Source organism: Candidatus Bodocaedibacter vickermanii (assembly GCF_014896945.1).
Lineage (GTDB): Bacteria > Pseudomonadota > Alphaproteobacteria > UBA6184 > UBA6184 > Bodonicaedibacter > Bodonicaedibacter vickermanii.
In genome coordinates this window covers 1,224,674-1,246,544 of the sequence record NZ_CP054719.1, presented here as the reverse complement: position 1 = coordinate 1,246,544, position 21,871 = coordinate 1,224,674, and the positions used below count along the sequence as shown (strand labels likewise).

General features: G+C 39.6%; 17 protein-coding genes and 2 tRNA genes. 6 read left to right on the top strand and 13 right to left on the bottom strand.

Features of this window, described 5'->3' with window-relative positions:
* Position 1 precedes the first annotated feature (1 nt).
* From CPBP_RS05620 to radC, 3 genes are all read right to left on the bottom strand, one after another.
* The gene (locus CPBP_RS05620; protein WP_350331879.1) at positions 2-853 is read right to left on the bottom strand and encodes a CheR family methyltransferase; all 852 of its coding nucleotides are present in this window, start codon (positions 851-853) and stop codon (positions 2-4) included.
* A gap of 2 nt (positions 854-855) precedes the next feature.
* Positions 856-3,069 (bottom strand): methyl-accepting chemotaxis protein, encoded by a 2,214-nt coding sequence (locus CPBP_RS05615; RefSeq protein WP_350331878.1) that lies wholly within the window; start codon positions 3,067-3,069, stop codon positions 856-858.
* A 264-nt stretch (positions 3,070-3,333) separates the two neighbouring features.
* Positions 3,334-4,008 (bottom strand): RadC family protein, encoded by a 675-nt coding sequence (gene radC / locus CPBP_RS05610; protein WP_350331877.1) that lies wholly within the window; start codon positions 4,006-4,008, stop codon positions 3,334-3,336.
* Between the two features lie 102 nt (positions 4,009-4,110).
* On the opposite strand from radC, the gene CPBP_RS05605 reads away from it, so the two are divergent.
* Positions 4,111-4,596, top strand: coding sequence for a DUF4410 domain-containing protein (locus tag CPBP_RS05605; protein ID WP_350331876.1), 486 nt, complete (start codon positions 4,111-4,113; stop codon positions 4,594-4,596).
* 68 nt (positions 4,597-4,664) lie between these two features.
* Here the strand turns inward: CPBP_RS05605 and map are convergent, their stop codons facing one another.
* The 4 genes from map to CPBP_RS05585 form a co-directional block, all read right to left on the bottom strand.
* Positions 4,665-5,414 (bottom strand): type I methionyl aminopeptidase, encoded by a 750-nt coding sequence (gene map / locus CPBP_RS05600; protein ID WP_350331875.1) that lies wholly within the window; start codon positions 5,412-5,414, stop codon positions 4,665-4,667.
* Positions 5,411-6,133 (bottom strand): DNA/RNA nuclease SfsA, encoded by a 723-nt coding sequence (gene sfsA, locus CPBP_RS05595; RefSeq protein ID WP_350331874.1) that lies wholly within the window; start codon positions 6,131-6,133, stop codon positions 5,411-5,413. The genes map and sfsA overlap by 4 nt, the downstream gene beginning before the upstream one ends.
* A 21-nt stretch (positions 6,134-6,154) precedes the next feature.
* A tRNA-Glu gene (locus tag CPBP_RS05590) sits at positions 6,155-6,229 on the bottom strand.
* A 16-nt stretch (positions 6,230-6,245) separates the two neighbouring features.
* Positions 6,246-6,321 (bottom strand) — tRNA-Asn (locus tag CPBP_RS05585).
* Between the two features lie 136 nt (positions 6,322-6,457).
* Between CPBP_RS05585 and CPBP_RS05580 the strand changes: the two genes are divergently transcribed.
* Entirely contained in the window at positions 6,458-8,449 is a 1,992-nt protein-coding gene (locus CPBP_RS05580) for a hypothetical protein (RefSeq protein ID WP_350331873.1), read from the top strand.
* Positions 8,450-8,612: 163 nt separating this feature from the next.
* Here CPBP_RS05580 and CPBP_RS05575 read toward each other — a convergent pair whose 3' ends face one another.
* On the bottom strand, positions 8,613-9,350 hold the full coding sequence (locus tag CPBP_RS05575) for a class I SAM-dependent methyltransferase (protein ID WP_350331872.1): 738 nt from the start codon (positions 9,348-9,350) through the stop codon (positions 8,613-8,615).
* Between the two features lie 104 nt (positions 9,351-9,454).
* Between CPBP_RS05575 and CPBP_RS05570 the strand changes: the two genes are divergently transcribed.
* The gene (locus CPBP_RS05570; protein WP_350331871.1) at positions 9,455-10,720 is read left to right on the top strand and encodes an MFS transporter; all 1,266 of its coding nucleotides are present in this window, start codon (positions 9,455-9,457) and stop codon (positions 10,718-10,720) included.
* A gap of 1 nt (position 10,721) precedes the next feature.
* Complete coding sequence (locus tag CPBP_RS05565; protein WP_350331870.1) at positions 10,722-11,204, top strand: hypothetical protein; 483 nt, start codon at positions 10,722-10,724, stop codon at positions 11,202-11,204.
* 1,320 nt (positions 11,205-12,524) lie between these two features.
* On the opposite strand, the gene CPBP_RS05560 is transcribed toward CPBP_RS05565, so the two are convergent.
* The 5 genes from CPBP_RS05560 to murB form a co-directional block, all read right to left on the bottom strand.
* Positions 12,525-13,901: an MFS transporter gene (locus CPBP_RS05560; RefSeq protein ID WP_350331869.1), complete on the bottom strand. Its 1,377-nt coding sequence runs from the start codon at positions 13,899-13,901 to the stop codon at positions 12,525-12,527.
* 237 nt (positions 13,902-14,138) lie between these two features.
* On the bottom strand, positions 14,139-15,539 hold the full coding sequence (gene ftsZ / locus CPBP_RS05555; protein WP_350331868.1) for a cell division protein FtsZ: 1,401 nt from the start codon (positions 15,537-15,539) through the stop codon (positions 14,139-14,141).
* Positions 15,540-15,557: 18 nt separating this feature from the next.
* Positions 15,558-16,796 (bottom strand): cell division protein FtsA, encoded by a 1,239-nt coding sequence (gene ftsA, locus CPBP_RS05550; RefSeq protein WP_350331867.1) that lies wholly within the window; start codon positions 16,794-16,796, stop codon positions 15,558-15,560.
* A gap of 23 nt (positions 16,797-16,819) precedes the next feature.
* Positions 16,820-17,620, bottom strand: coding sequence for a cell division protein FtsQ/DivIB (locus tag CPBP_RS05545; RefSeq protein WP_350331866.1), 801 nt, complete (start codon positions 17,618-17,620; stop codon positions 16,820-16,822).
* On the bottom strand, positions 17,617-18,513 hold the full coding sequence (gene murB / locus CPBP_RS05540; RefSeq protein WP_350331865.1) for a UDP-N-acetylmuramate dehydrogenase: 897 nt from the start codon (positions 18,511-18,513) through the stop codon (positions 17,617-17,619). Before murB ends, CPBP_RS05545 begins: the two co-directional genes overlap by 4 nt.
* A gap of 479 nt (positions 18,514-18,992) precedes the next feature.
* Between murB and CPBP_RS05535 the strand changes: the two genes are divergently transcribed.
* Positions 18,993-20,141 carry an FAD-dependent monooxygenase gene (locus CPBP_RS05535; RefSeq protein ID WP_350331864.1) on the top strand — a complete coding sequence of 383 codons (1,149 nt, stop codon included), beginning with the start codon at positions 18,993-18,995 and terminating at the stop codon, positions 20,139-20,141.
* 177 nt (positions 20,142-20,318) lie between these two features.
* Positions 20,319-21,170, top strand: a complete 852-nt coding sequence (locus CPBP_RS05530) for a GNAT family N-acetyltransferase (RefSeq protein WP_350331863.1) — start codon at positions 20,319-20,321, stop codon at positions 21,168-21,170.
* The last annotated feature ends 701 nt before the right edge of the window (positions 21,171-21,871 follow it).

The window sequence follows — 21,871 nt, the reverse complement described above, 5'->3', positions numbered from 1 at the left end:
CCTATTTTTTCTGATACCAGATTGATTGCTCATCGGTATGTTGAATAAAATCATCAGGATTTAATAAAAATTGATCAACAGACCCTAAAAATAAATACCCCCCAGGAGCTAAAGCTTGTGCTAGATTTTCTTGGCATCGTTTTTTTTGTTCATCGCCAAAATATATCAGCATATTTCGACATAATATTATATCAAAGTTGTACTGTAATGGGGGATCCATAACATTTGTAACAACAAACTTTACCATTCGTTTTATTTGAGGCTTTACCTCATAGTATTCTGGATTTTGAGTAAAAAAATAACGGCGCCTAACAGGATCCAACTTACGCAGAGCCCCCATCGTTAAATCATTATATTGTCCAAGCTTTGCATGCTTTAATGATGTTTCAGATATATCCGTGCCGTAAATGTATACATGGTCTAAGGACAAATCTTCTAACAGCTTATCATTTAAAGTTGTTGTGCCGTACTTTTGATAATACACACGCTCAGTCGCTATAAACGCCAAGTCATAAGCTTCTTCCCCGGTTGCACAGGGAACTGACCACATTCTTAACGTTTTCTTTTCAGAAAGAATTTGCTCTACTGTCTTGGCGACGGAGTTTAAAATATTTTCATTGCGTTGAAAATATGATTCATGAATTGTAATTTTCTCTATAATCTTTTGCCATTCCGCATTATGACTTTTAGTTTTTGATAGTTGCAAATATTGATCAAAAGTAGTCGATGAAGGATCGCTTAATATTAATTCTTCAATTTTTGCTCTAACGGCCTCTACGGAATCAACGCCGTATCTTTCCTTAATTTCTAAAGCAAGGATCTCTGACAATCGTTTCGCGCTTGAATTATTCATTGTTATACCTTAAATTTATTTAATTCTTTGCGTGCGACGTCGGATATTTTAGCCAAGTCAATCGCTGTTGATGTTATTTCTTCAGATGCCGCAGCATTATTACTAGCCACACCCTGTAAATCTTTCATATTTCCCTGAATGTTCACCAAAGAAATATTTTGATTAATAATTGAAGAGGCTATTTTGTTGATAATTTCATCATTTTTCTCAATAAACTTTTGAATTTGTTCCATATCCTGACTAATCAAATTAACAGACTCAACAGCTCTATAGGCTTCTGTTGTTGCTTCTTGAATTAGCATGGATATTTCTTGTGTCGAGTCAGCCGCACTGGATGCAAGCTTTCCAACTTCGTCCGCAACAACAGCAAACCCTTTTCCATGCTCGCCTGCTCTGGCAGCTTCGATTGCTGCATTCAGGGATAATAGGTTTGTTTTGTTTGCTATCTTTTCAATCGTTTCTGTAATCTTGTTAATTTTTGCACTGTTTTCTGCGATGTTGTTTACAACATCAACCATAATGCGCATTTTCTCTTTACCATTTAAGGCAATCTTGACTGATTCGCGAGCCATTGTTGATGCATGCCCTGTATTTTCAGAAATTTCCTCGTTTGATTTCGTTGTTGTTGTCACCTGTTTAACAACATTATCAATAGCTGAAATTTGCGTCTGTGCACCATCTGAAATCTGGCTGATTGCTAAGCTTGTTTCACTACTGGTTACGGCAACCTGACTTGTTGTTTGTGATAGCAATTTGACTATTTCTGCGATTGATTTAATTGCGTTATTTATATCTGTTTTCAATGCATTAAAATCACCTTGGTATTCTGAGTCTATTGTTTGAGACAGATTATATCTTGAAACGCCTTTCATAACTGAAGATACGTCTGCAAGGAATCGTTCAATATTATCAAGAACATTGTTCAAGCTTTTTCCGACCTCTTTAACAAAACCATCCTTGTCATCAGTACCGATTCGTTTACTAATATTTCCTTGAGATATTTCAAAAATAAGTCCAGAAATGTCTTTAAGGGCTGTTTGTTCTTTGATTCGTTTTTCGTCTTCAGCTTTTTTTCCAATATCAATTTGTTCCAGCATAGTATTAAAAGAATTCGCTAAAATTCCTAACTCTGTATCAGGTATGTTTTGAATGCGTTTGCTGTAATCATTGTTTTGACGGACTGTTTGAATCACAGACACAAAATGATTGATGGGAACATTGATGGCACGATAAATATAATAGCTGCCAATTAAACACAGAATTACTAACACAAAAGCAATGCTAAAATCTTGCTGCATCTTACTGTAAAAACCAGCGGTACGTTTGCTTAATAATCTATCCAGGTCTAAACATCCTTTTTTCCAGAATTCAAAATATTCCAGTTCAACCTTTTTATAGGATTCCATAAAACGGTTCACATCTTCTTGCCCAACTTTTTCAGAAGTAATTAATCGATCGACTGTATTTAAAAAAGCATCCATAGCTTCTTTTATAGTTTTATATGAAGCCTCTAAATTAGTTCTTGTTACACCATCTGGGCTAGCTTTTAACATTGATGCATAACTTGCATTTAATCCGTCAACAAATGATTTTACTGCCCCTTTGCTAACCAGCAATGCTGCCTTTTCTTCATAGGGGATTGCTTTGTCGGATTTTTCAATATTTTTTAGGACTTGCTCTTGAAGGTCAAAGGATGTCACTAAAAGCGAGGGAATCTTTAAAAGAATGATATCCATTACGTAATAGCTGTCAAGATCAGGATCTAAGATAAGGTTTGATGAATCACCAATTTTATTGATTAACTTGTTGAGCTTTTCAACGGCAGACCGTGTAAATTCAACCTGAACTTCGAATGCGCTACCTTTATTACTATTAATTTTCTCAAGATCACTTTTTAATTGGTCATAAAAATCTTTTGTGGCCATCTCTTGAGATTCACCAAAATTTTGTTCAGCCTTATCTAATGTGGAAAGATGTTCGTCTGGAATTGAACGTTCTTGACCATTTTTAATTTTTAAAAGGCTATAATATAAGGGCTGAATACCTATAATATAATTATTTCCAAGGATTTCTTTTGAGGAAAAATTAATCGCAATTTTCTTCTCAGAATAGATCGCATATGACAAATACGCAATAACGCAAAAAAAGCAAAGTAACAAGCCGTATATTTGCTTACCAATATTCAGATTAAATCCATTTTTTTTCAAAGCATTCATTTCATTACACTAGTTTGTTCAATTAACTGTAATATTTATCTTAAAACTAAAAGATGAAGTTTTTGTTAATTTATAAAAGTTTGTCAATACAATAGATAAAGAATTTATTACACAGGATATCTTCTGATGAACTATTCTCTGCAACAACAAATATCTTGCACAACACAGAAAAATATAGTCCAGTTCAAAATAATTACTTACCTCAAAAGTATGTGATGGATAATAAGTTTGTACAAACAGACGCGCTGTTGAAAAATAGCCTTACTATTTTATATGCCCCAATGCTCTCAATGACACGACGTTCGAATGTCCCACGATAATGTGATCGACAACAATAATATCCAATTGCCGACCTAACTCTACGATTTTGTGCGTCAGTTGCAAATCTTCAAAGGATGGCTTGGGGTCTCCCCCAGGATGGTTATGCGCCAATATCACTTGAGCAGCTCCACAATCTAAAGCAGTTTTTATGATGTCTCTGGGATATACCGTCACGTGATTAAGCGTACCTTTTTGATGCGTCACATCACGAATAACGCCAAAATGCGTATCCAAATACACAATATGAAATACCTCAACAGTCAACGGCGCTAACCGACGCTGACAATACGTCACAACACGATCATAGGTATCCAACGATTCGCGGTGGTACATCGCCTGCTGCAGCAGTTTTAAATGAAACCCATATATAATTTTGATGGCCGTAATCGATGATGGGTTTAACCCAGCTTTTTCCAAATCAAGCGTTTCCGCTGATAATACCCGCTCCAACGAGCCAAACACATCCAATAGCTTTTTAGCCATAGGTTTTGTATCTCGTCTTGGGTTGCCTTGAAACAACAGCAATTCCAACAACTCATAATCAAACAATGATTGTTCCGTTAGAAATCGTTGTCGCAACCGCTCACGATGACCTAAATAATGGGGTTCTTCTGCCATAATATCATGGTATACCCCACAATCTCCTAAGAAAGAGTAAAAGCTGTATTCACTTTGAATGAATAATATTATATATTCACTTTTTAACACGGAGAAAAAAACATGAAAAAATATTTATCACTTTTAGCCGTAGGCTTTTTTGCCTTGGCGATTCAGGGATGTGGTGCTGGAAAATTAACCGTTTTAGACCCGATCAATGATTCCGAAAAAAAACAAAGTATCAGCGTTAAAGAAGGAAAGCATACCCTTGCAGTTCCAAGAGAATCTGTTGATACATTTGAAAAAAAGTTTAAAGAAAAACTGTACAAAGAAACTCACCTAACCGAAGGTGATGATATTCAAGTAGTCTTTAGATTTATTCAATATGATGAAGGCAGCCGCTTTAAGCGCTACCTATTTGGCGGTCTAGGCAACTCCGGAGAAGGATCACTAACGATAGAATTAGTTTTTCTTAAACGCGATGGAACTCAGATTGGCAAAGTCCAAGCTGAAGGAAAAATTGGAAGTGGACTTGCGGGTGGAAGTATCGATTCCGCAGTTGAATCTGCTGTAGATGTTGCAACTGATTTTATTAAAACATCATTCTAATATCGTGTAACAAATAAATAGGGGGCTGTATAAAACAGCCCCCTATTTATTATATCCTCATCAAAACTTTATGACATCGTAAAAATCTCGTATCCATCATCGGTAATGGCGATCGTATGTTCCCACTGAGCTGACAACGACCGATCTCGGGTTACGGCTGTCCACCCATCTGCCAGTATTTTTGTTTCAGGGCGTCCCTGGTTGATCATGGGTTCAATCGTAAAGAAAAAACCGGGTTGCAACACATGTCCTGTGCCAGGCTTTCCATAGTGCAATACCTCGGGTTCATGGTGCATCGATGTCCCAATCCCATGACCACAAAAATCACGCACGACACTATATCCTTTTGGCTCTACATACGATTGTATTGTATGACCGATATCCCCCAACGTAATGCCTGGTTTCAAAATTGAAATGGCACCCATCAACGCTTCATAGGTGGTATCCATTAATTTTTGAGCGGCTACTCCAACTTTACCAATCCCGTACATTCGGCTATTGTCGCCATGATATCCGTTCAAATTCACCGTTACATCCACGTTAACTATATCGCCTTCTTGCAGCTTTTTATCGCTTGGGATTCCATGGCACACCACATGATTCACCGATGTACATACAGATTTTGGATACCCTCGATATCCTAATGGAGACGGCGTTGCGCCATGTTTTAAAATAAAGTCATGACACAATCGATCAATCTCATTTGTTGTGATGCCTGGGCGAATATGCTCAGTCACCATATCTAATACTTGAGACGCTAATTTCCCAGCTTTTCGCATGGGGGCAAAATCTTCAGGTTTATATAAACGTAAACTCACTCTATCTCCACAATTAGGTTTAGAGGGGTGTACAGGGTAATCCCTTGTTGCGTAATTGCACAACTGTACGGCAGCATTTCCACCCCATGTTTCAAAGCCATGACTGCAGTTTTAGCATATACGGGATCAAATTCAACCCCAAATCGCAAAGATTCACAGTCTCCCCGTTGTAAACAGTAAATCAATACGGCTCTGTGACCTTGGTCAACCATCCGCATTAATTCATACAAATGCTTAACGCCACGGGTTGTTTTTGAATCAGGGAAAATGCCAACTCGACCATTCTGCTCTATTTTTGAATAATGAGCATTCTTCACTTCGACATAGCATCGATTATCATTTTTATCGGTTAACAAATAATCAATACGAGAATTTTCTGTACCATATTTTACTTCGGCTTGAATGGTTGTATAGGGTGCAAGCGTTGGGATGTAGCCTGCCATTAGAGCATCGCCCACAATTCGATTGGGGTTTTGAGTGTTGACACCCACATAGGTTCCATCAATTTCAACCAGTTCCCACGTATATTTTAACTTACGCTTCGGATCATTGGATTGAGATACCCACACAGAATTTCCAGGAGTTAACACGCCCTGCATCGATCCTGTATTGGGGCAATGCGCCGTGATCACGGTGCCATCCAATAATTCGATATCCGCAAAAAAACGTTTATATCGTTGAATTAATCGACCGTGTAATAAAATTGAGGAAAATTGCATATAACAACAATCTAAGAAAATTGGTATCCCCTACGGGAATCGAACCCGTGTTTCCACCGTGAGAGGGTGATGTCCTAACCGCTAGACGAAGGGGACGAAGAAAAAAATAAGGTGGCTCCCCGAGCCGGATTCGAACCAGCGACCCAATGGTTAACAGCCATTTGCTCTACCGACTGAGCTATCGGGGATCAACACCTTATGGGCTGTATAATATCGTTTTTTCATAAAAATGCAAGATTTTTATTTTGGTTGATCAAACGTTCACACATTGTTAACCTTTTAATGTTAGGTTTTATAAATGAATAATAAAAAAGGTAAACAAACATGCGTAATGAAACTTTAAAAAATCTACTATTAACTGCATCTTTAATCTCTGCCAGCGCTCTATTAACAGCGTGTGGTGATCCAGCATCGGATTCATCACCAGCCAGTCAGGCAGAAGGAAAAGTTAAAGCTGCTTTAGAAACCGCAAAAACAGAAGAAGCCCAAGCAGAAGAAGCTAAAAGAAAAGCTGCACAAGCAATCGATGAAAGTCAAAAAGAACTTGCTGTACACGCTGATGCAGGAGCGGCACAATTGAACGAAATGTTAACCGCTTTTGATGTATCAGTTCCTACAATTCCAACGGTTTCCAGAGATGCTATGAATAAAGCAAAACTTGCATTATTGAATTATGATAAAGACACACTAGCCTCTATTAAAAAATCTGTTGATGATTTAAATAGGTCATTTGACTTAGGAGAACTTAGCAAATCTGCCCCTGTTAACTATGCTGACTCTGTAGCCGTTGCTGCAAAACTAACAGAGGCATTATCTAAAATGCCAACAAGTCGCAAAAAAGTAATTGACGATCTCAATGCTAAGCTTGTTGACTACATCTTCGGTAGAAATGCATTAGAAGACACCTACTATAACGAATTCTTAAAGTATCAAATCACAGCGACAACACCTTCTACTGCGAATGATGCAGCCACTCCAGCCAAGCTTGAGAAATTAAGAGAAGATTTTGCACAGAAATCAGCTCAAGTTATTGCGTCTTTAACAGAGATGATAGATAACGTTGATCGCAAAAGAGCCCTATACCTTAATGTTAGAACTAATATTAGCGCACACCTAGAAGAAATAAACGCAACAATCGCTCAGAACAGTGATTTTCTTTCAGTGTTTGATCATTCGGCACTCGAGATCAAGCGCGGTTTAAGTGGAACTTTTGGAACAGCGGCAGGATTTGATGATGCGTATAAAGCTTACTTTGCTGAAATTAAACCAAAGTTATTAGCGTGCTCCTTAACCGCTGACGATCTTGCTTTGGATATAGTTACAAAGTTTTCTAAATTTATCACTGTTTCTCAAAGTATTGCAAGAGCTCCTGCAACAACTCACACTTTAGATGAGTGGATGAGTGGTCGTTTTACAGATCAAGCAGGTGGTCAACGCATTCAAACCCTTGTAAAGAATCGTTGTATTGATCTAATCAGAGCTTCAAACTTACAATATTTTATTAAAGATCCTGCAACAGCAGCGGCAGCTGAGGAATATCTAGCTGCAGCACTTTCATCTGGATCGATTAAAGATCTATCCGGAAATGTATCTTTACGTACAGCACGTACAGCTGTAACAGGATTGGTGGATGGCAGTGCCTTTAAGGTAAACGGCGTTGCAGGTCAATCTGTTGACTTGGGCATGCCTTTATTCGTTCAATTAAAAGGCGATGTGTCGTCTGCAAAAGCAACTGACGCTGCAACGGGATCTGTTGCTTACCGTTTGGGTAACACTGTAATTGGTGCAATTCAAGGGTATGCAAACAGCGGTGCGGGTTTCGGAATTGACAGCCGTCAATTGGAAACATCTGTAGTGGCATCTCATTCATTTGGATCATTCTTTGTTGAAGGTCAAATTGGATCTGTGTCTGCAACTGAAGTTCACAACAGCAACTGGTCAGGTCTACGCTCTCAAGTAACATTGGGGTTAGATACTGAATTCGTATCTCCATTCGTACAAGTGGCTCACCGTCAATTAGACCGCAGTGGTCTAAACTTGAACGAAACAACAGCATATGTTGGTTTGGATGCAGAGGTTGCTAAATTAGCAGCAGATACGTATTCAATCGATACACGCTTGCTTGCAAAAGCTGGATACGGTTCAAAAAATTGGAGTGCAAACTCTAAAGATCTTGGATCAACAACTGGATTCAGTGGATCTGTTGAATGGTCATCATCATTGAACTTAAACAGTGGTGTATCATTCAGCTCTAACCTAGCGTTGGATACCGTTGCTGGTTCTTCAGCAGCACTAAACGTAAGCTTAGACCGCTAATCTAACGACTACTCCATTACGCAAAAAGCCCCCAATCCGGGGGCTTTTTTATACAGCGTCATGCTGCACTCTTGAGGTAGATCCGATGTGGTAGAACACGGATTTCAGGCAGAAAATACAGGGACTACCCCAGCTTTCGCAAGTTCATTTTACCCGTGATTGGCTATATCTTTACAGCAATGACGCCAACGGTTTCCCGTCCATCATATAACGCATCCTCTGGATACATTCCTTTTCGATCCAAATATTCGATACGTTCAATATGAAAACCTACATCCTCAAGAACCGCTTGCGTCTCCGTCACGCTCAGTAAATTAATCACCGAATTCACATCTTTCTTTCGTGTGTCATCGAAATGCTCCATACCCGTCATCATTCCGGGCCACGGATGCCCCCTGCGTTTGCGTTCTAAGTATACGGGAATGAATTTGCGCATGGTTCCAAAATATGGGGATTCATTGGTCATAAACAGCTTTCCCCCAGGCATCAACCATTGGTATAGCGTCCGCGCTGCCTCTATCCAGTCGTTGGGCGGGAAAAAGTGTAAGACTCGACAAATTAAAACAGCCCCCAAAGAATTAGGCTGAATTTGCAACTGTTCCGGAAACTTCCCCAATAACGGCGTAATATATGGCAATTGCTGTTCGTTCGCCCTCTGTGAAATAATATCTAAATGCCTGGGATCCAAATCATTTGCAATGATATTAATTTTCCGTGAGGCTGCTTCTAACACAATATGACCGTATGCCGCGCCAATATCAATTACAGGAGCGTTAATATGTTGTGCAAAATTTAAAAAGGCATGCCCCACCTGGTCAATATGGGTTGTCATATATCCCATTTGATTTTGTGTAGGCTCGTAATACGCGCACTTGCGCTGATTTAATAGTTCTAAAGTCATAAGCCCACCATAACAAATTTTTTTCCTATTGCAAAATATTTACAGAAGAATATATATAATCATAGAAGTATCATTCAGAATAGATTGTTGAAAGGAGTTCTTTAATGAATAAACGCGCTGTCTTTTCTTCTTTTATCGGAAACACCCTAGAATTCTATGATTTTGCATTGTATGGGGCTTTAGCCGGGTTATTTACAACCTTATTTTTTCCAAACTCTGACCCCGTGTCCACCCTTTTCTTAAACGGTGTCGGTGTATTTTCCATTGGTTTAATCGCACGTCCATTAGGCGGATTAATATTTGGATACATCGGTGATCGTTACAGCCGGCGTTTGGCGCTTAGCCTATCCATGTATTTAATGGCTATCCCAAGCTTTATTATCACCATTCTGCCCACCTATGAAACTATCGGTATATTGGCGCCAATTATTTTAGTCAGCGTTCGAATTTTACAAGGATTTTGTACGGGCGGCGAATACAACGGTGCCGCTATTTTTGCCTTAGAACACCAAGAGCCCAAACACCGAGGCTTAGTCAGCGGAATGATGACCGCGTCGTCTGCCTCCGGATTGTTGTTTGCAACGATTGTATCCTTTATTTTCACTAACAATACATTCCCAGAATGGGCATGGCGGGTTCCATTTTTATTTGGTATGTGTATCGCATTATTTGGTTATTATGTTCGACGAAAGAATTTGGAAAGCCCAGAATTTCAAAAGGCTTTGCAAGAAAAATCTTTCGTAACCACCCCGATTTTAGATGCGTTTCGTCACTATAAACTTCAGATGCTACTGACTGCTCTAATTGCTGGTCAAACAGCAGTTCTGGCGTATATGATGTTTACACTCATTACCCCCACGTCTATCTTAACTGAATTACACAGATTTACTCGAAATGAAATCTATGCATTAAGCTTTATTGGATTGGTCTCGTTTGCAAGCATGTGTGTATTTTCTGGCTATCTATCTGATAAAATCAAAGCAAACAAAATTTATATTATGGTTACTGCAGGAATCCTAAGTGTTCTATTGATTGCACCGACGTTTTCATTGCTGCTATCAGGTTCTTTTACTCAAGCGATATTAGGACAATTGATTTTTGGATGCTTAATCGGATTACATGCAGGCCCTCAACATATTTATATGCAAGAGCTATTTCCAAACACGAATCGATATAGTGCGGTCTCGTTTAGCTTTTCCTTAGGTACAGGTGTTTTAGGAGGCTTAACTCCCCAGATCTCTAAACTGATGATTCAAAATAATGGAAGCCCCGCATTATGGGTGATGATCACTTCTTCTGTATTGTGTGTTGCTCTTTTATTGACTCAACGATCTCGACAACTTACTGCTACTCAAATGTATCGGGATTAACATGGCATCATCCAAATCATTTTACGATCGTTGTTTGATCGCAAAGGATTTTATTCTAGCAGATTCTATATTCAAGCATATTTATATTGGTGTATTCCGAAGCGTTAACGGAATACCCAATTTCTATGCGTGTAATAATGCAACCTGGATGGAAGAATATATCGCAAAAGAATTGTGGTTTGTCGACCCCATTGTAAAAGATGGACTGTTGACTGTTGAACCTGAAAAAGAAACTCTTTTAAGCTGGACTATGAGTATGACTGACAGCCGCTTTTTAGAATATCGCACCGCATTCATTGGACACGTCAAAGGCTTTTCTAAAGTATTAAAACACACGTTTCCAAATGAATCAGAAACCATCGTTATCGGCATAGGGTTGTATCCACAGCATATCTCCGCAGACAGGCCACTCAATGTTAATGCTATTTTTAAAACTGCCGAAGAACGAATCATTGAGTTTATTAACGTAAATTCGGCACAATAAAACAACCAACAATATAATTTATGCAAGATGGTATTGAAGAAAAGCAGCATGATGCTGCACCCATAAGTTAGATCCGATTCGCACAGACACGGATTATAAAAAACCACCCAATGCCTTGGAGATCTCAATTTTTACAAACCGTATTGCCTAATGGATCCAACGGCACGTTGGCAGCGTCACGCTGCACTCGTTAGGTTAGATCCGATGTGACCTGACACGGATTGTGAAACACAACGTTGCAACAGTTCAGGAATTTATTTGAGAACCTCATTGAATCCCGCATTCAGTAAGTTTACCTGTTTGAAACTATTGAATTTCTGAACACATGTAATGTTGCTACTAGAACATGTGTCAGGTCACATCGGATCTAACCTAACGGATGCAACCGCAGGTTGCGAATTAATAAAGGTTAAGATTTAGTTAACGCGATTTTTTTACCCCCCCCCCCCCGCCCTAGACACCACAACTGTTGAAAGTGACTCGAAGAAGTGTTTAACGATATTAAAATCACCCACTTAAACACCAAGCTATGAATATTATAAAAAGCTTTATATTGTGTAAATTAGTCGCATATCTATTGCTTAATTCATACATCTCTGTATCATTGACACAATTAATTGTTTTATCAATGATTTCACCTGTTCTATTGATTTGCTGTCAAAAACATTCTTTTTCAAATCACTTTCAACAGTTGTGCCCTAGACACCCTCAGTGACCTTCGGGTGGGGGGGACAAAACCCACTCCCTAAATCGAGGCTAAATAGACGAAGCAATCCGTCATTTCTTCACGAAACGGTGGGCTAAAATAAACTATGTAAGTGCACTAAATATACGATATCCTACAAGCGTTAACAAAAGATTGACGAACCGAAAATAATAAAAATACAGCCTATACATCGTGTCATAGTTAAAAGTGTGTTGCTGTAAACTAGGTTCCGCGCCCGTGCCGGCAACGTGCCGTTGCATCCACCAGCGTCACGTTGTATACCCAAATACGGGTAACATAAGTACGCGCGTTAGAGACATTCCACGCCCCGTCAAATCAAGCCCCCTCGCTTTGCAAAGACCTTCACACTGATAACTACATCGCATCGTGGGTCTTACACAACACATTCCCCAACTGTATCAACTCTCTCACGTATGTCGACGCGATTTGATAGCGGCAATGCCGCTCTGGTGCATAAAGCACCCTTGAGCCGCCAATATTTAGATTGTCCTCAGATCCATTCCTATACATTCAAAAAATTAAGGGATCCGGCACTTCTAGCCAGATCCCAACATCCTTCTTAATTTTTTTAGAGTCAGCTATACTTTCTTAAATCAAAGCATGTTGTCGTTTATTTTAAACCCCTTAAATGACGAAGTTTTTTTTACACCTGTCTTTTGTAACAAGTCAGCATTTTTTTCCAATTGTTCAAAATACCGCACCCCTAATGAAAAACCAATCGACGTCGGAACGGTTACTAATAACAACCCCCAGTGACCTAGCAGCTCTGTTAAATAAGCCAACCCAAAGGATGTCAGAATGTATAACAAAGCATGGGCTACTGCAGCTAAAAAGCCTGCATAAGTAAATCGTTTAAATATCGGAAAATGAATTAAGAAAATAGCTCGCGCGGGTATTGTAGAGGTTCCAAAGACTACCCCAACAACTTGAAATGCTAAAAGCCCCATTGGCGATGTAATATTGTTCAAAAAAAATGGAGTTAGCAAAATAAATGGATAGTATATATACATTTTCGCTTTTAGAATTTTTAGTGGGTATACCTTGTATGTTAACAGTACAAAACTTAGCAGTCCTATAAAGTTGAGCACAGATAATATAAAGTTGTGTGATACAACTTGTTCACCCGTCAAACCAAAGCTTTGCTTTAATAGGCTGCCGCAATACATATATGAAACATAAAAACACACTGGCCAACTACAAAACGTGAAAAAATATGCAACGGCTGTTTTTACCTCCACACGTTCTTTCCAAACATTGCTTGTGCTTTTTAGCAAATCTGCTGCCTGAGCCAAACCTTCTCTACGCGTTGCTTCTACTGCAATTTGAAGACGGCGTTTCATATCTGAAAACTCAGCTGTTTCACGCAATCGCGTTCGTGCCATCGTTCCGATTACGGCAATTAAAGCTCCTAGTAAAAATACCCCTCGCCAGTTCAACCCTAACGATATCAAAGCATCCGCAGCCCCTAATGATGCCATCGAACCAAAGGCTCCCGCAGCCCCGATTAGCCCAACTACTGGATAACGCACTGGCGGCTTGGTAATTTCAGCAAGATAAATTTCTGACCCGATGGATTCTCCTAACGATGAAATACTTTGAAGAATTCGACACACAGTAATGCCAATGGACGCAGTAATACCAATTTGGGCGTATGTCGGTAACGTTGCCATAACAAAACACGTCACGGACATTATCATCGTCGTCATTACAACGGTTGCCTTGCGCCCCATTTTATCACCAATGTATCCAAACAAAAGGGCTCCAAATGGCTTAAAGACAAACGTTGAACTAAATGCAAATGCCGTCAATAGCTTTGCTGTAAATGGATCCGTCTTTGGAAAAAACAAATCATTTAACACAACAGCCATATGAACATATAGCATCAAGTCAAAATATTCCAAAAAAGTTCCAATTTGCAATAGTCCAACGGCTTCTTTTTTCTCTCGATCCAGCTTCGAATATAGCCCCATCAGCGTCCTCCCACATATTAATTAACAAGGTAAGTATCTTTACAGATACTCTTTAAAGCTAACGAAAGCAGACGTGTATAACAAATAAAAATATGTTTATATCTAAATGTTTCTAATTCTTAGGGTATGTTGGGGAATTTAATGATTCTAGCGGTATATCAGATTAAAAAAGCTCTATAAATATAAAAAGCCAATAAAGATTGGCTTTTTATATTTATGTGTGACGCTTAAATACGTCTATTTTTTGCGTCTCAAAAACGCGGGTATTTCTAATTCTTCACCTTCATCTAAATTTAGATCTTCATCCGTTCTAACTTTTGTTTTAGAACGTTGAGCAGGCTTGTGAAATAAATGATCCTCTTCAAGATCAGCTTGATGACGACGACCAGTCAACCGTTCAAAGAAAGACAACTTGCGCGCTTTTCTGTAGGGTTCTGTCGACGTCATAGATTCTTCGATCATCTCTTCATGGTGATCTGCAGACGATTTTAACGACTCACCGGATGCCGTCGCCGTTAATTCATCATCAAATTCGTCATGGGTTTCTTGAGGTGCACTGTGTTGAGCAACAACTGGCTCAGGCATATGTTGAGCACTACCGAAACCACTGTGTGATGTTGATCTCGCTGCCGCTGAACGATGTTGAGTTGATTCTGCGTCAATTCCCGTTGCAACCACAGATACTCGGATAACGCCTTCCATTTTTTCATCAAATGTTGAACCGAAAATAATATTAGCTTCGGGATCAACTTCTTGACGAATACGGTTAGCCGCCTCATCCACTTCAAACAATGTCATATCATATCCGCCCGTGATGTTAATCAAAACACCCCGTGCGCCACGCATTGAAACATCGTCTAACAATGGATTTGAAATTGCAGCTTCTGCAGCTTCAATTGCACGGTTTTCGCCTTCAGCTTCGCCTGTTCCCATCATGGCTTTACCCATTTCGCCCATTACAGAACGAATGTCAGCAAAGTCCAAGTTAATCAAACCAGGCATAATCATTAGGTCGGTAACCCCACGCACACCTGAATACAACACGTCATCTGCCATTTTAAAGGCATCTGCTAACGTTGTACGTTCGTTTGCGATTCTAAATAGATTTTGGTTTGGAATAACGATTAATGTATCAACATATTGTTGTAATTCAATAATTCCTTTTTCCGCAGACTTCATACGGTTTGAACCTTCAAAATGGAAAGGTTTTGTTACCACACCCACCGTCAAAATTCCAGCTTCTCTGGCAGCTTTTGCAATTACGGGGGCTGCACCCGTACCCGTTCCACCGCCCATACCTGCTGTAATAAAGACCATGTGAGAGCCTTTAATCTTACTCATCACTTCAGCAACTGTTTCTTCAGCTGCAGCTTTACCAACGTCAGGTCTAGATCCAGCACCCAGTCCTTGAGTGATTTCTAATCCTAATTGAAGACGATGGGGCGCTAACGAATGTACCAACGCTTGTGCGTCTGTATTTCCTGTTATAAACTCCACGCCTTCAAGCTGATAACGAATCATGTTGTTAACAGCGTTTCCACCTGCCCCACCAATACCGATCACAGTAATTTTGGGTTTTAACTCGTGTAAGTCCTCAGTCGTTTTATCGCGAGTATTTAATGTCAATTGTTCTTCCATCCATTTAACCTTTTTTAACTAAATTGTATCGTACATCCAAGACTTAAGTCTATCCCAGAAAAACTTACGTGATGTATGTTTAGGAATGGCTACCTCTTGGGTATTTTTATCTACCAAAGCAAACAATCCTGCACATACCGAAAACTCTGGCCCCATTGATGCTGTATTAGCTCCCACAACGTTTGTAGGGTGCCCTAACCTTACCGTACCTCTTAACATCAATTCGGCTTTTTCTTTTATGCCATGCAGCATGCTAGAACCACCCGTCAACACATACCGTTGACCTGTGGCTAATATATTAATCTTAATCTGTTGTGTAATCATTTCAAACATTTCTTCAACCCGCGAACGAATGATCGTTGCCAACAGCTGTTTTGTGACTTGTTTACCGCTCATACTGTTTAACATCTGAACTTGCAGTATTTTTTGATCGTCACCACGTTCTATTATAGATGAGCCGTACAATGTTTTCAATCGTTCTGCATCAGCCATACTAATGCCAACACCTCTGGCCACATCTTGAGTAATATGTTCCCCACCGACAGGTAACGAAAATGCTTGAACAACGTTACCTTCGCGGAATGTTGTCACATCTGTATGTCGCCCCCCCATATCAATATGGGTTACGCCTAACACCGTTTCATCTTTTAACAACGCCCCCAAGGACGATGCATACCCGGTTGAAATAAATTGTTGCGGAATTAAATGGCACCGGTCTAATACATTCATGATGTTTTCCATAAACATCCGTTGACCAAAGGTTACAAAAAACGATCCTGATAATTCTTTTGCAATCATTCCCCTGGGATCCAAAACTCCCATGGCCCCATCCAACGTATAAGATTGTGGAATAAAGTATAATACTTCTTTGTCCTGCTTTGCAGAAAATCGCAACAACTCTTGGAAAAGCGTTTCCACATGATGGTCTTCGACAATGTCTCCACCCACTTGCACAGAAATCTTAATGATTTTATTTTGGATACAGGGACCACCTAAACCAACTGTAATATCTTTAATGACTTCTCCAGATTGGTTTTCAGCCGTTTCGATGGCGCGTAAAATGCTATCTTCGCATAATGAAATATCAGTAATGCGCCCGCCAGTCATGCCACCAGCAGCGTGATATCCAAACCCAGCAGTACGAAAGGTATTATTTACCTTATGTCCCTGAGCACACATAAACTTAGTCGATCCCAAATCCAATACATTCATGGTGGGGACATGATACGTCTGTGGCGATGTGTTGCGCTTAAACAACAAAAACCAAACCTCCCAGTTCGTCAATTTTTTTGTTTTCTAGCAATTCTACTTCCTTTAAATACTATCTTATTAGGCACTCTAATGTCAATAATTTCTACATCTCGATCTAATATTTTTTGTTTTTGATGCAATGCATATATACTATGTATAGTATCGCCGATATTATCTTCTGGCAAGTCCACAAGCACATTGCTTGAAAAATATAATCTCCAGCGTCGACCATGCATAAACTGTGCAGATGTAATCATATCTTTAAACCCAGGATAATCCATCAAAATTGAAAACAATCCCTTACATTGTAAGTTTGCTTTTTCTCCAACCACAAGCATCAAATCTGAAAAGTGTTTGGGATCCGCTTTTGGAATAACCACGCCAGTTTCAGCAATAACAACAACGTTACCCTTATATTGCCATAACGCATACGGACGATATTCCTGAATCACAATATCAATCGTGTTCGGAAATTTCTTTTGAATGGTAATATGTTCAATCCATCCAATTTTTTTTAACTCCAACAATAAAGCTTCCGTATCTACACCAAAAATATTATCGCCATAATTAATATTAAGCACCTTTAATACATCGACTTTGGACGTGTATCGCAATCCGCTGATTTGTATGTTTTCTACAGAAAATCCAGCAATCCTTGCTAATTTTAAGCTCGTTTCTTGTACCCAAGATTGCGCTGTATCTTTTACACTCTCAACACGTTCACGTAACGAAGCGCTAATAAAAAACGCCCCCACTGCAATGCTTAACAACGCTATACTTATATAGATTGCAATGCGTTTCCTAGAAAGTTTTGACCTGGTTTTTTTCATTGTGCAGGCTTACCTATGCGCATGATTTCCCAGTGCAGATCAACTCCACACTCCTGCAACACTTTAGACCGCACCAGTTCGCCTAAGGCCTCAATATCTGCAGCGGTTGCATTGTTCGTATTAATTAGAAAATTGCAATGCTTCTCAGAAAATTGAGCATCCCCAATTTTCAAACCACGCCCACCAACCTTATCAACCAATTCCCACGCCTTCACGCCTTCAGGATTTTTAAACGTGCTACCGCCCGTTTTCGAACGAATCGGTTGACTCGCCTCACGCCTTGCTAAGAAATCATTGATCTTGTCATGAATCACCGTCGATGGAAGACGTTCTTTCGCCTTAAAACAAGCCTCAACAAAAATGACAGGCTCATCCAACCCACAATGACGATACGTATACTTTAACTCTTCTACGGAATACGTTTTAAGGTTTCCTTGCATGTCTAAGGCTTTCGCCCAAACCAACACATCCTTAACCTCCCCATCATAACACCCAGCGTTCATCTTTAAGGCGCCACCAATGGTTCCAGGTATCGATGCCAGAAATTCTAACCCAGCAAGCCCGGCATCCGCTGCTGTTAATGCTACATTGCGATCTAAAGCACCAGCCCCTGTGATGATCATATCATTTTCGATTCGACATTCTGTAAACCCACGCCCCAAACGAATCACAACACCGTTCATACCACCATCTCTGATAAGAACGTTTGATCCAAGACCTAAGGTAAAAATATCCAATTCGGGTGATGTGTGTTTTAGAAAAAAAACTAAGTCATCTAGATCCGCTGGCTTAAAAATAACATCAGCAGGTCCACCAACTTTAAACCAAACATAGTTAGATAAAGATTCATTAACCGTGTACCGCCCACGAACTTTAGGTAACTCGCTTATCATAATGTAACAACTGTCCTTTCGTTGATCTAATTTAGCAGAGCCTACTGACAAAGTCCATGACAATTCATCATGCCTAAAAATGAATCAAACAGTTCAGCAGAAAATTAAACTCCATTGCAAACAGAGTTATCCCCACTTTTATTCACAGACTTATCCACAAAAAATGTGGATAAGTATTTGTATATGAACAATAAAAAACAGCTTGATTTTTATAAAAAATAGATCAATGCCCGTGTTTGTTTTAGATGGATTGCTTTAACTCACAGACTTATACACAAAGTTATCCACAAGAAAAAATATTTTTTAATAATTGACTTTTCCAAAGACAGCACTTCTCCTCCCCTTTTAATATAGTAAAAAATGTTGCTCAATATGACACTTTTGGTAAAAGAGCCAAAACCACACACTTAAAAAAATCTAACTCTACCCTCATTCATTTTTATGTTAGACTGTACACACGTTCTTGATGAGATTTTAATATGTATGATTGTGTTATTATTGGGCAAAGCTATATCGGAACATTAACCGCTATCAGCTTACATAAAGCCTTTCCCCACTTAAAACTATGCATTATCGACAAGCATATCCCCAACACAATTCAGGATCATCGCGCAACAGCTCTCTCTCAATCTTCGATAGACTTAATGGATAGCTTATCGTTATGGGAAAATGATTTAAAAAATGCAGCCAGCCCTATTCAAGAAATTCACATTGGAATGAATACAGATAAGGCGCCCTTAATGTTAAAACAACCCAACACTCCACTGGGCTACAATATCGCAAACTCTGCTCTTCGCCCCACGTTAGAAAAAAAACTAAGCGAATCAACCAATGTCGACTATTGCCATGGGCATGCGATTAACACCATTACTATCGCAACCACACATGCTACAGTAACGTTAGACAACGGTACTCAAATCCAAGGGCGATTAATCATTGGTGCTGATGGCAGACATTCTAAAGTCCGCGAAATACTCAGCTCAACACGCGTCATTGATTATCATCAAACTGCATTGACAGGGACTCTACACCACGAAATATCTCATCATCATCGCGCCTTTGAATTTTTTATCCCTCAGGGAGCTTTAGCCTTCATACCCCTTAAAGATCCGCACACGTCTACGTTTGTGTGGTCACTAAAAAATACGTTGCTGCCATCACAGGAAACCTCGATTGAAAGACTACTGTCTGCCCTAGCACACGATTATCTCGGTACACTTCGACACATAACGCCTGTGGGACAATATCCTTTAAAGGCATTCATGGCAAATCAACGCGCCGGACATCGTTGGGTACTGCTGGGTGATGCCGCCAATGCGATTCACCCCGTGGCAGGCCAAGGAATGAATCTAGCTATTCGGGATATAACAACGCTCATCCGCCATTTATCTACCCAGTTTAACATAGGGTTAGATTTAGGAAGTCACACTCACCTCGCACGGTATGCTCAGTCACGACAAGCCGACCGATATTCTTTACTGGGTGTAACCCACGCAGCTGCAGGATGGTTCACCACACCTCATCGCCCGACACGCAGCATCCTGAACAAAGGCATGCATCTTTTTCACACGCACTCATTTTTTTCACACCTTGCCATAAACAGCGCATCATTTGGCATCCAGGGATGATCCCCGGCAACGTGCTGTTGCATCCAATAGATTTATCTATAGCTGATCAGGGATAATAAGAATTTAAGAAAGTTAATGTAATCTTAACCACACTTGATATTTAGTTTTTTAGACTTTATTAAATAAGTCTATGTTATATATTTTGTTGACACATGAAAATTAAACCAGGACAATCCGATGCAACGTTTTTTTCAAAAACCACTATTTATTTTAAGCCTGTTATTTATTTCTTTTACGCACATAAATGCCGCCCCTTGCAAAGACGATAAGACTCCAAAACAGCTACATGAATGGGCTGTACAAAGCCACAGAGAATTTTGGACACTTGTCGGGCAAATGGCCGGCTACGAAGCCCGAAACGAAGCTGACTATCAATATGTCAAAAGCCACAATGCTTACGGCTTAAACTATGTATACATCGCCAAAAATTATAAAAATTCAGACCTTGTAATCAATAAAATGAAAGATCGCGCCTTCACTATTTTTTTTGAAGCAGACGATGACGATCATATTTTCAAATACATAACCTCTTTAAAAGAAAGCGATGACTTTACATCGATGGCACTGGACTTACAAAAACTCGATCAAAACTATACATTTAAACCTAATTTAAAAATCTGGAAAGTAACGACTGATGCTGAATTTGATCAATGGGTAAAAGTTTCAGCCGCCCGGCGAAACCCACAAGAAGCAACGCAACTGCGTGAATATTTTAACAATTTCAAACCCTCAAAAAAGAATCCCACTGTCTCCTTTTATCTAGGGTCTGTAAACGGCGAAGTCATAGGAAGCAGCCTGATATACTTTAGCGAACATTTTGCAAGCCTATATTGGGTGGGAGTTCATCCTGATTACCGCAGGCACGGATTAGGCTCTGCGCTCAGTTACGTTCCATTAAAAGAAGCCATTGCACGCGGCTATCGTTGGAGCGTCTTGCAAGCTCAGCCTCTGGGGGTTCCCGTCTACCCAAAGCTTGGATTTAACACTGTTGGATTAATGAAAGTATTTTATTATATCCCTGCACGCTAAAAACTGCACAAATTTTGATCAAACAGGTCAATTGTCTAGCATAATCAGCTCCTTTAATTTTAACTGCATGGTTATACACATAGTTATCCCCAGATTTTGGGGATAACTATTCATCACAAAAAAAATATTTTTTTATCCTTTGACTTACGAATTTACTTTTGATATCTTCCACCAAGTTGTTCTTCAAGGCTTTGAAATAAGGTCTTCTATAAAAAAACAAAACTTCCACTCATAATTATTTCTTAAACTCTTTTGAAACTGCCTTTTTTGTATAAATTGATTTATCTATTTTTATCCACATTTTTATCCACAAGCTGAAGCGCCCCGAAAACGCCCTGTTATTTCAAGACCCGGCAACCTGAGGTTACACCCAATAGGTTAGATCCGATGTGATCTGACACGGATTATAAAAACAACACATCCACCAACTGTATCAGCTCTCTCTGCGTGCCAACCTCTGTCTTTATGCGGCTCAAGCAAATCGCAACGCGATTTGATAGCGGCAACCGCCGCTCTGGCGCGGAAAGCGCCCTTGAGCCGCCAACCTGCGGTTGCATCCGTTAGGTTAGATCCGATATGGTCTGACACGGATTCTATGTAACTTAACCCTGAAAACTACAAACACAGCACTTTCAAACAACAACAAGGAACTAAAACACTACATCACCACAAAATATCTCAAATTCATTTTTCACCCTTAC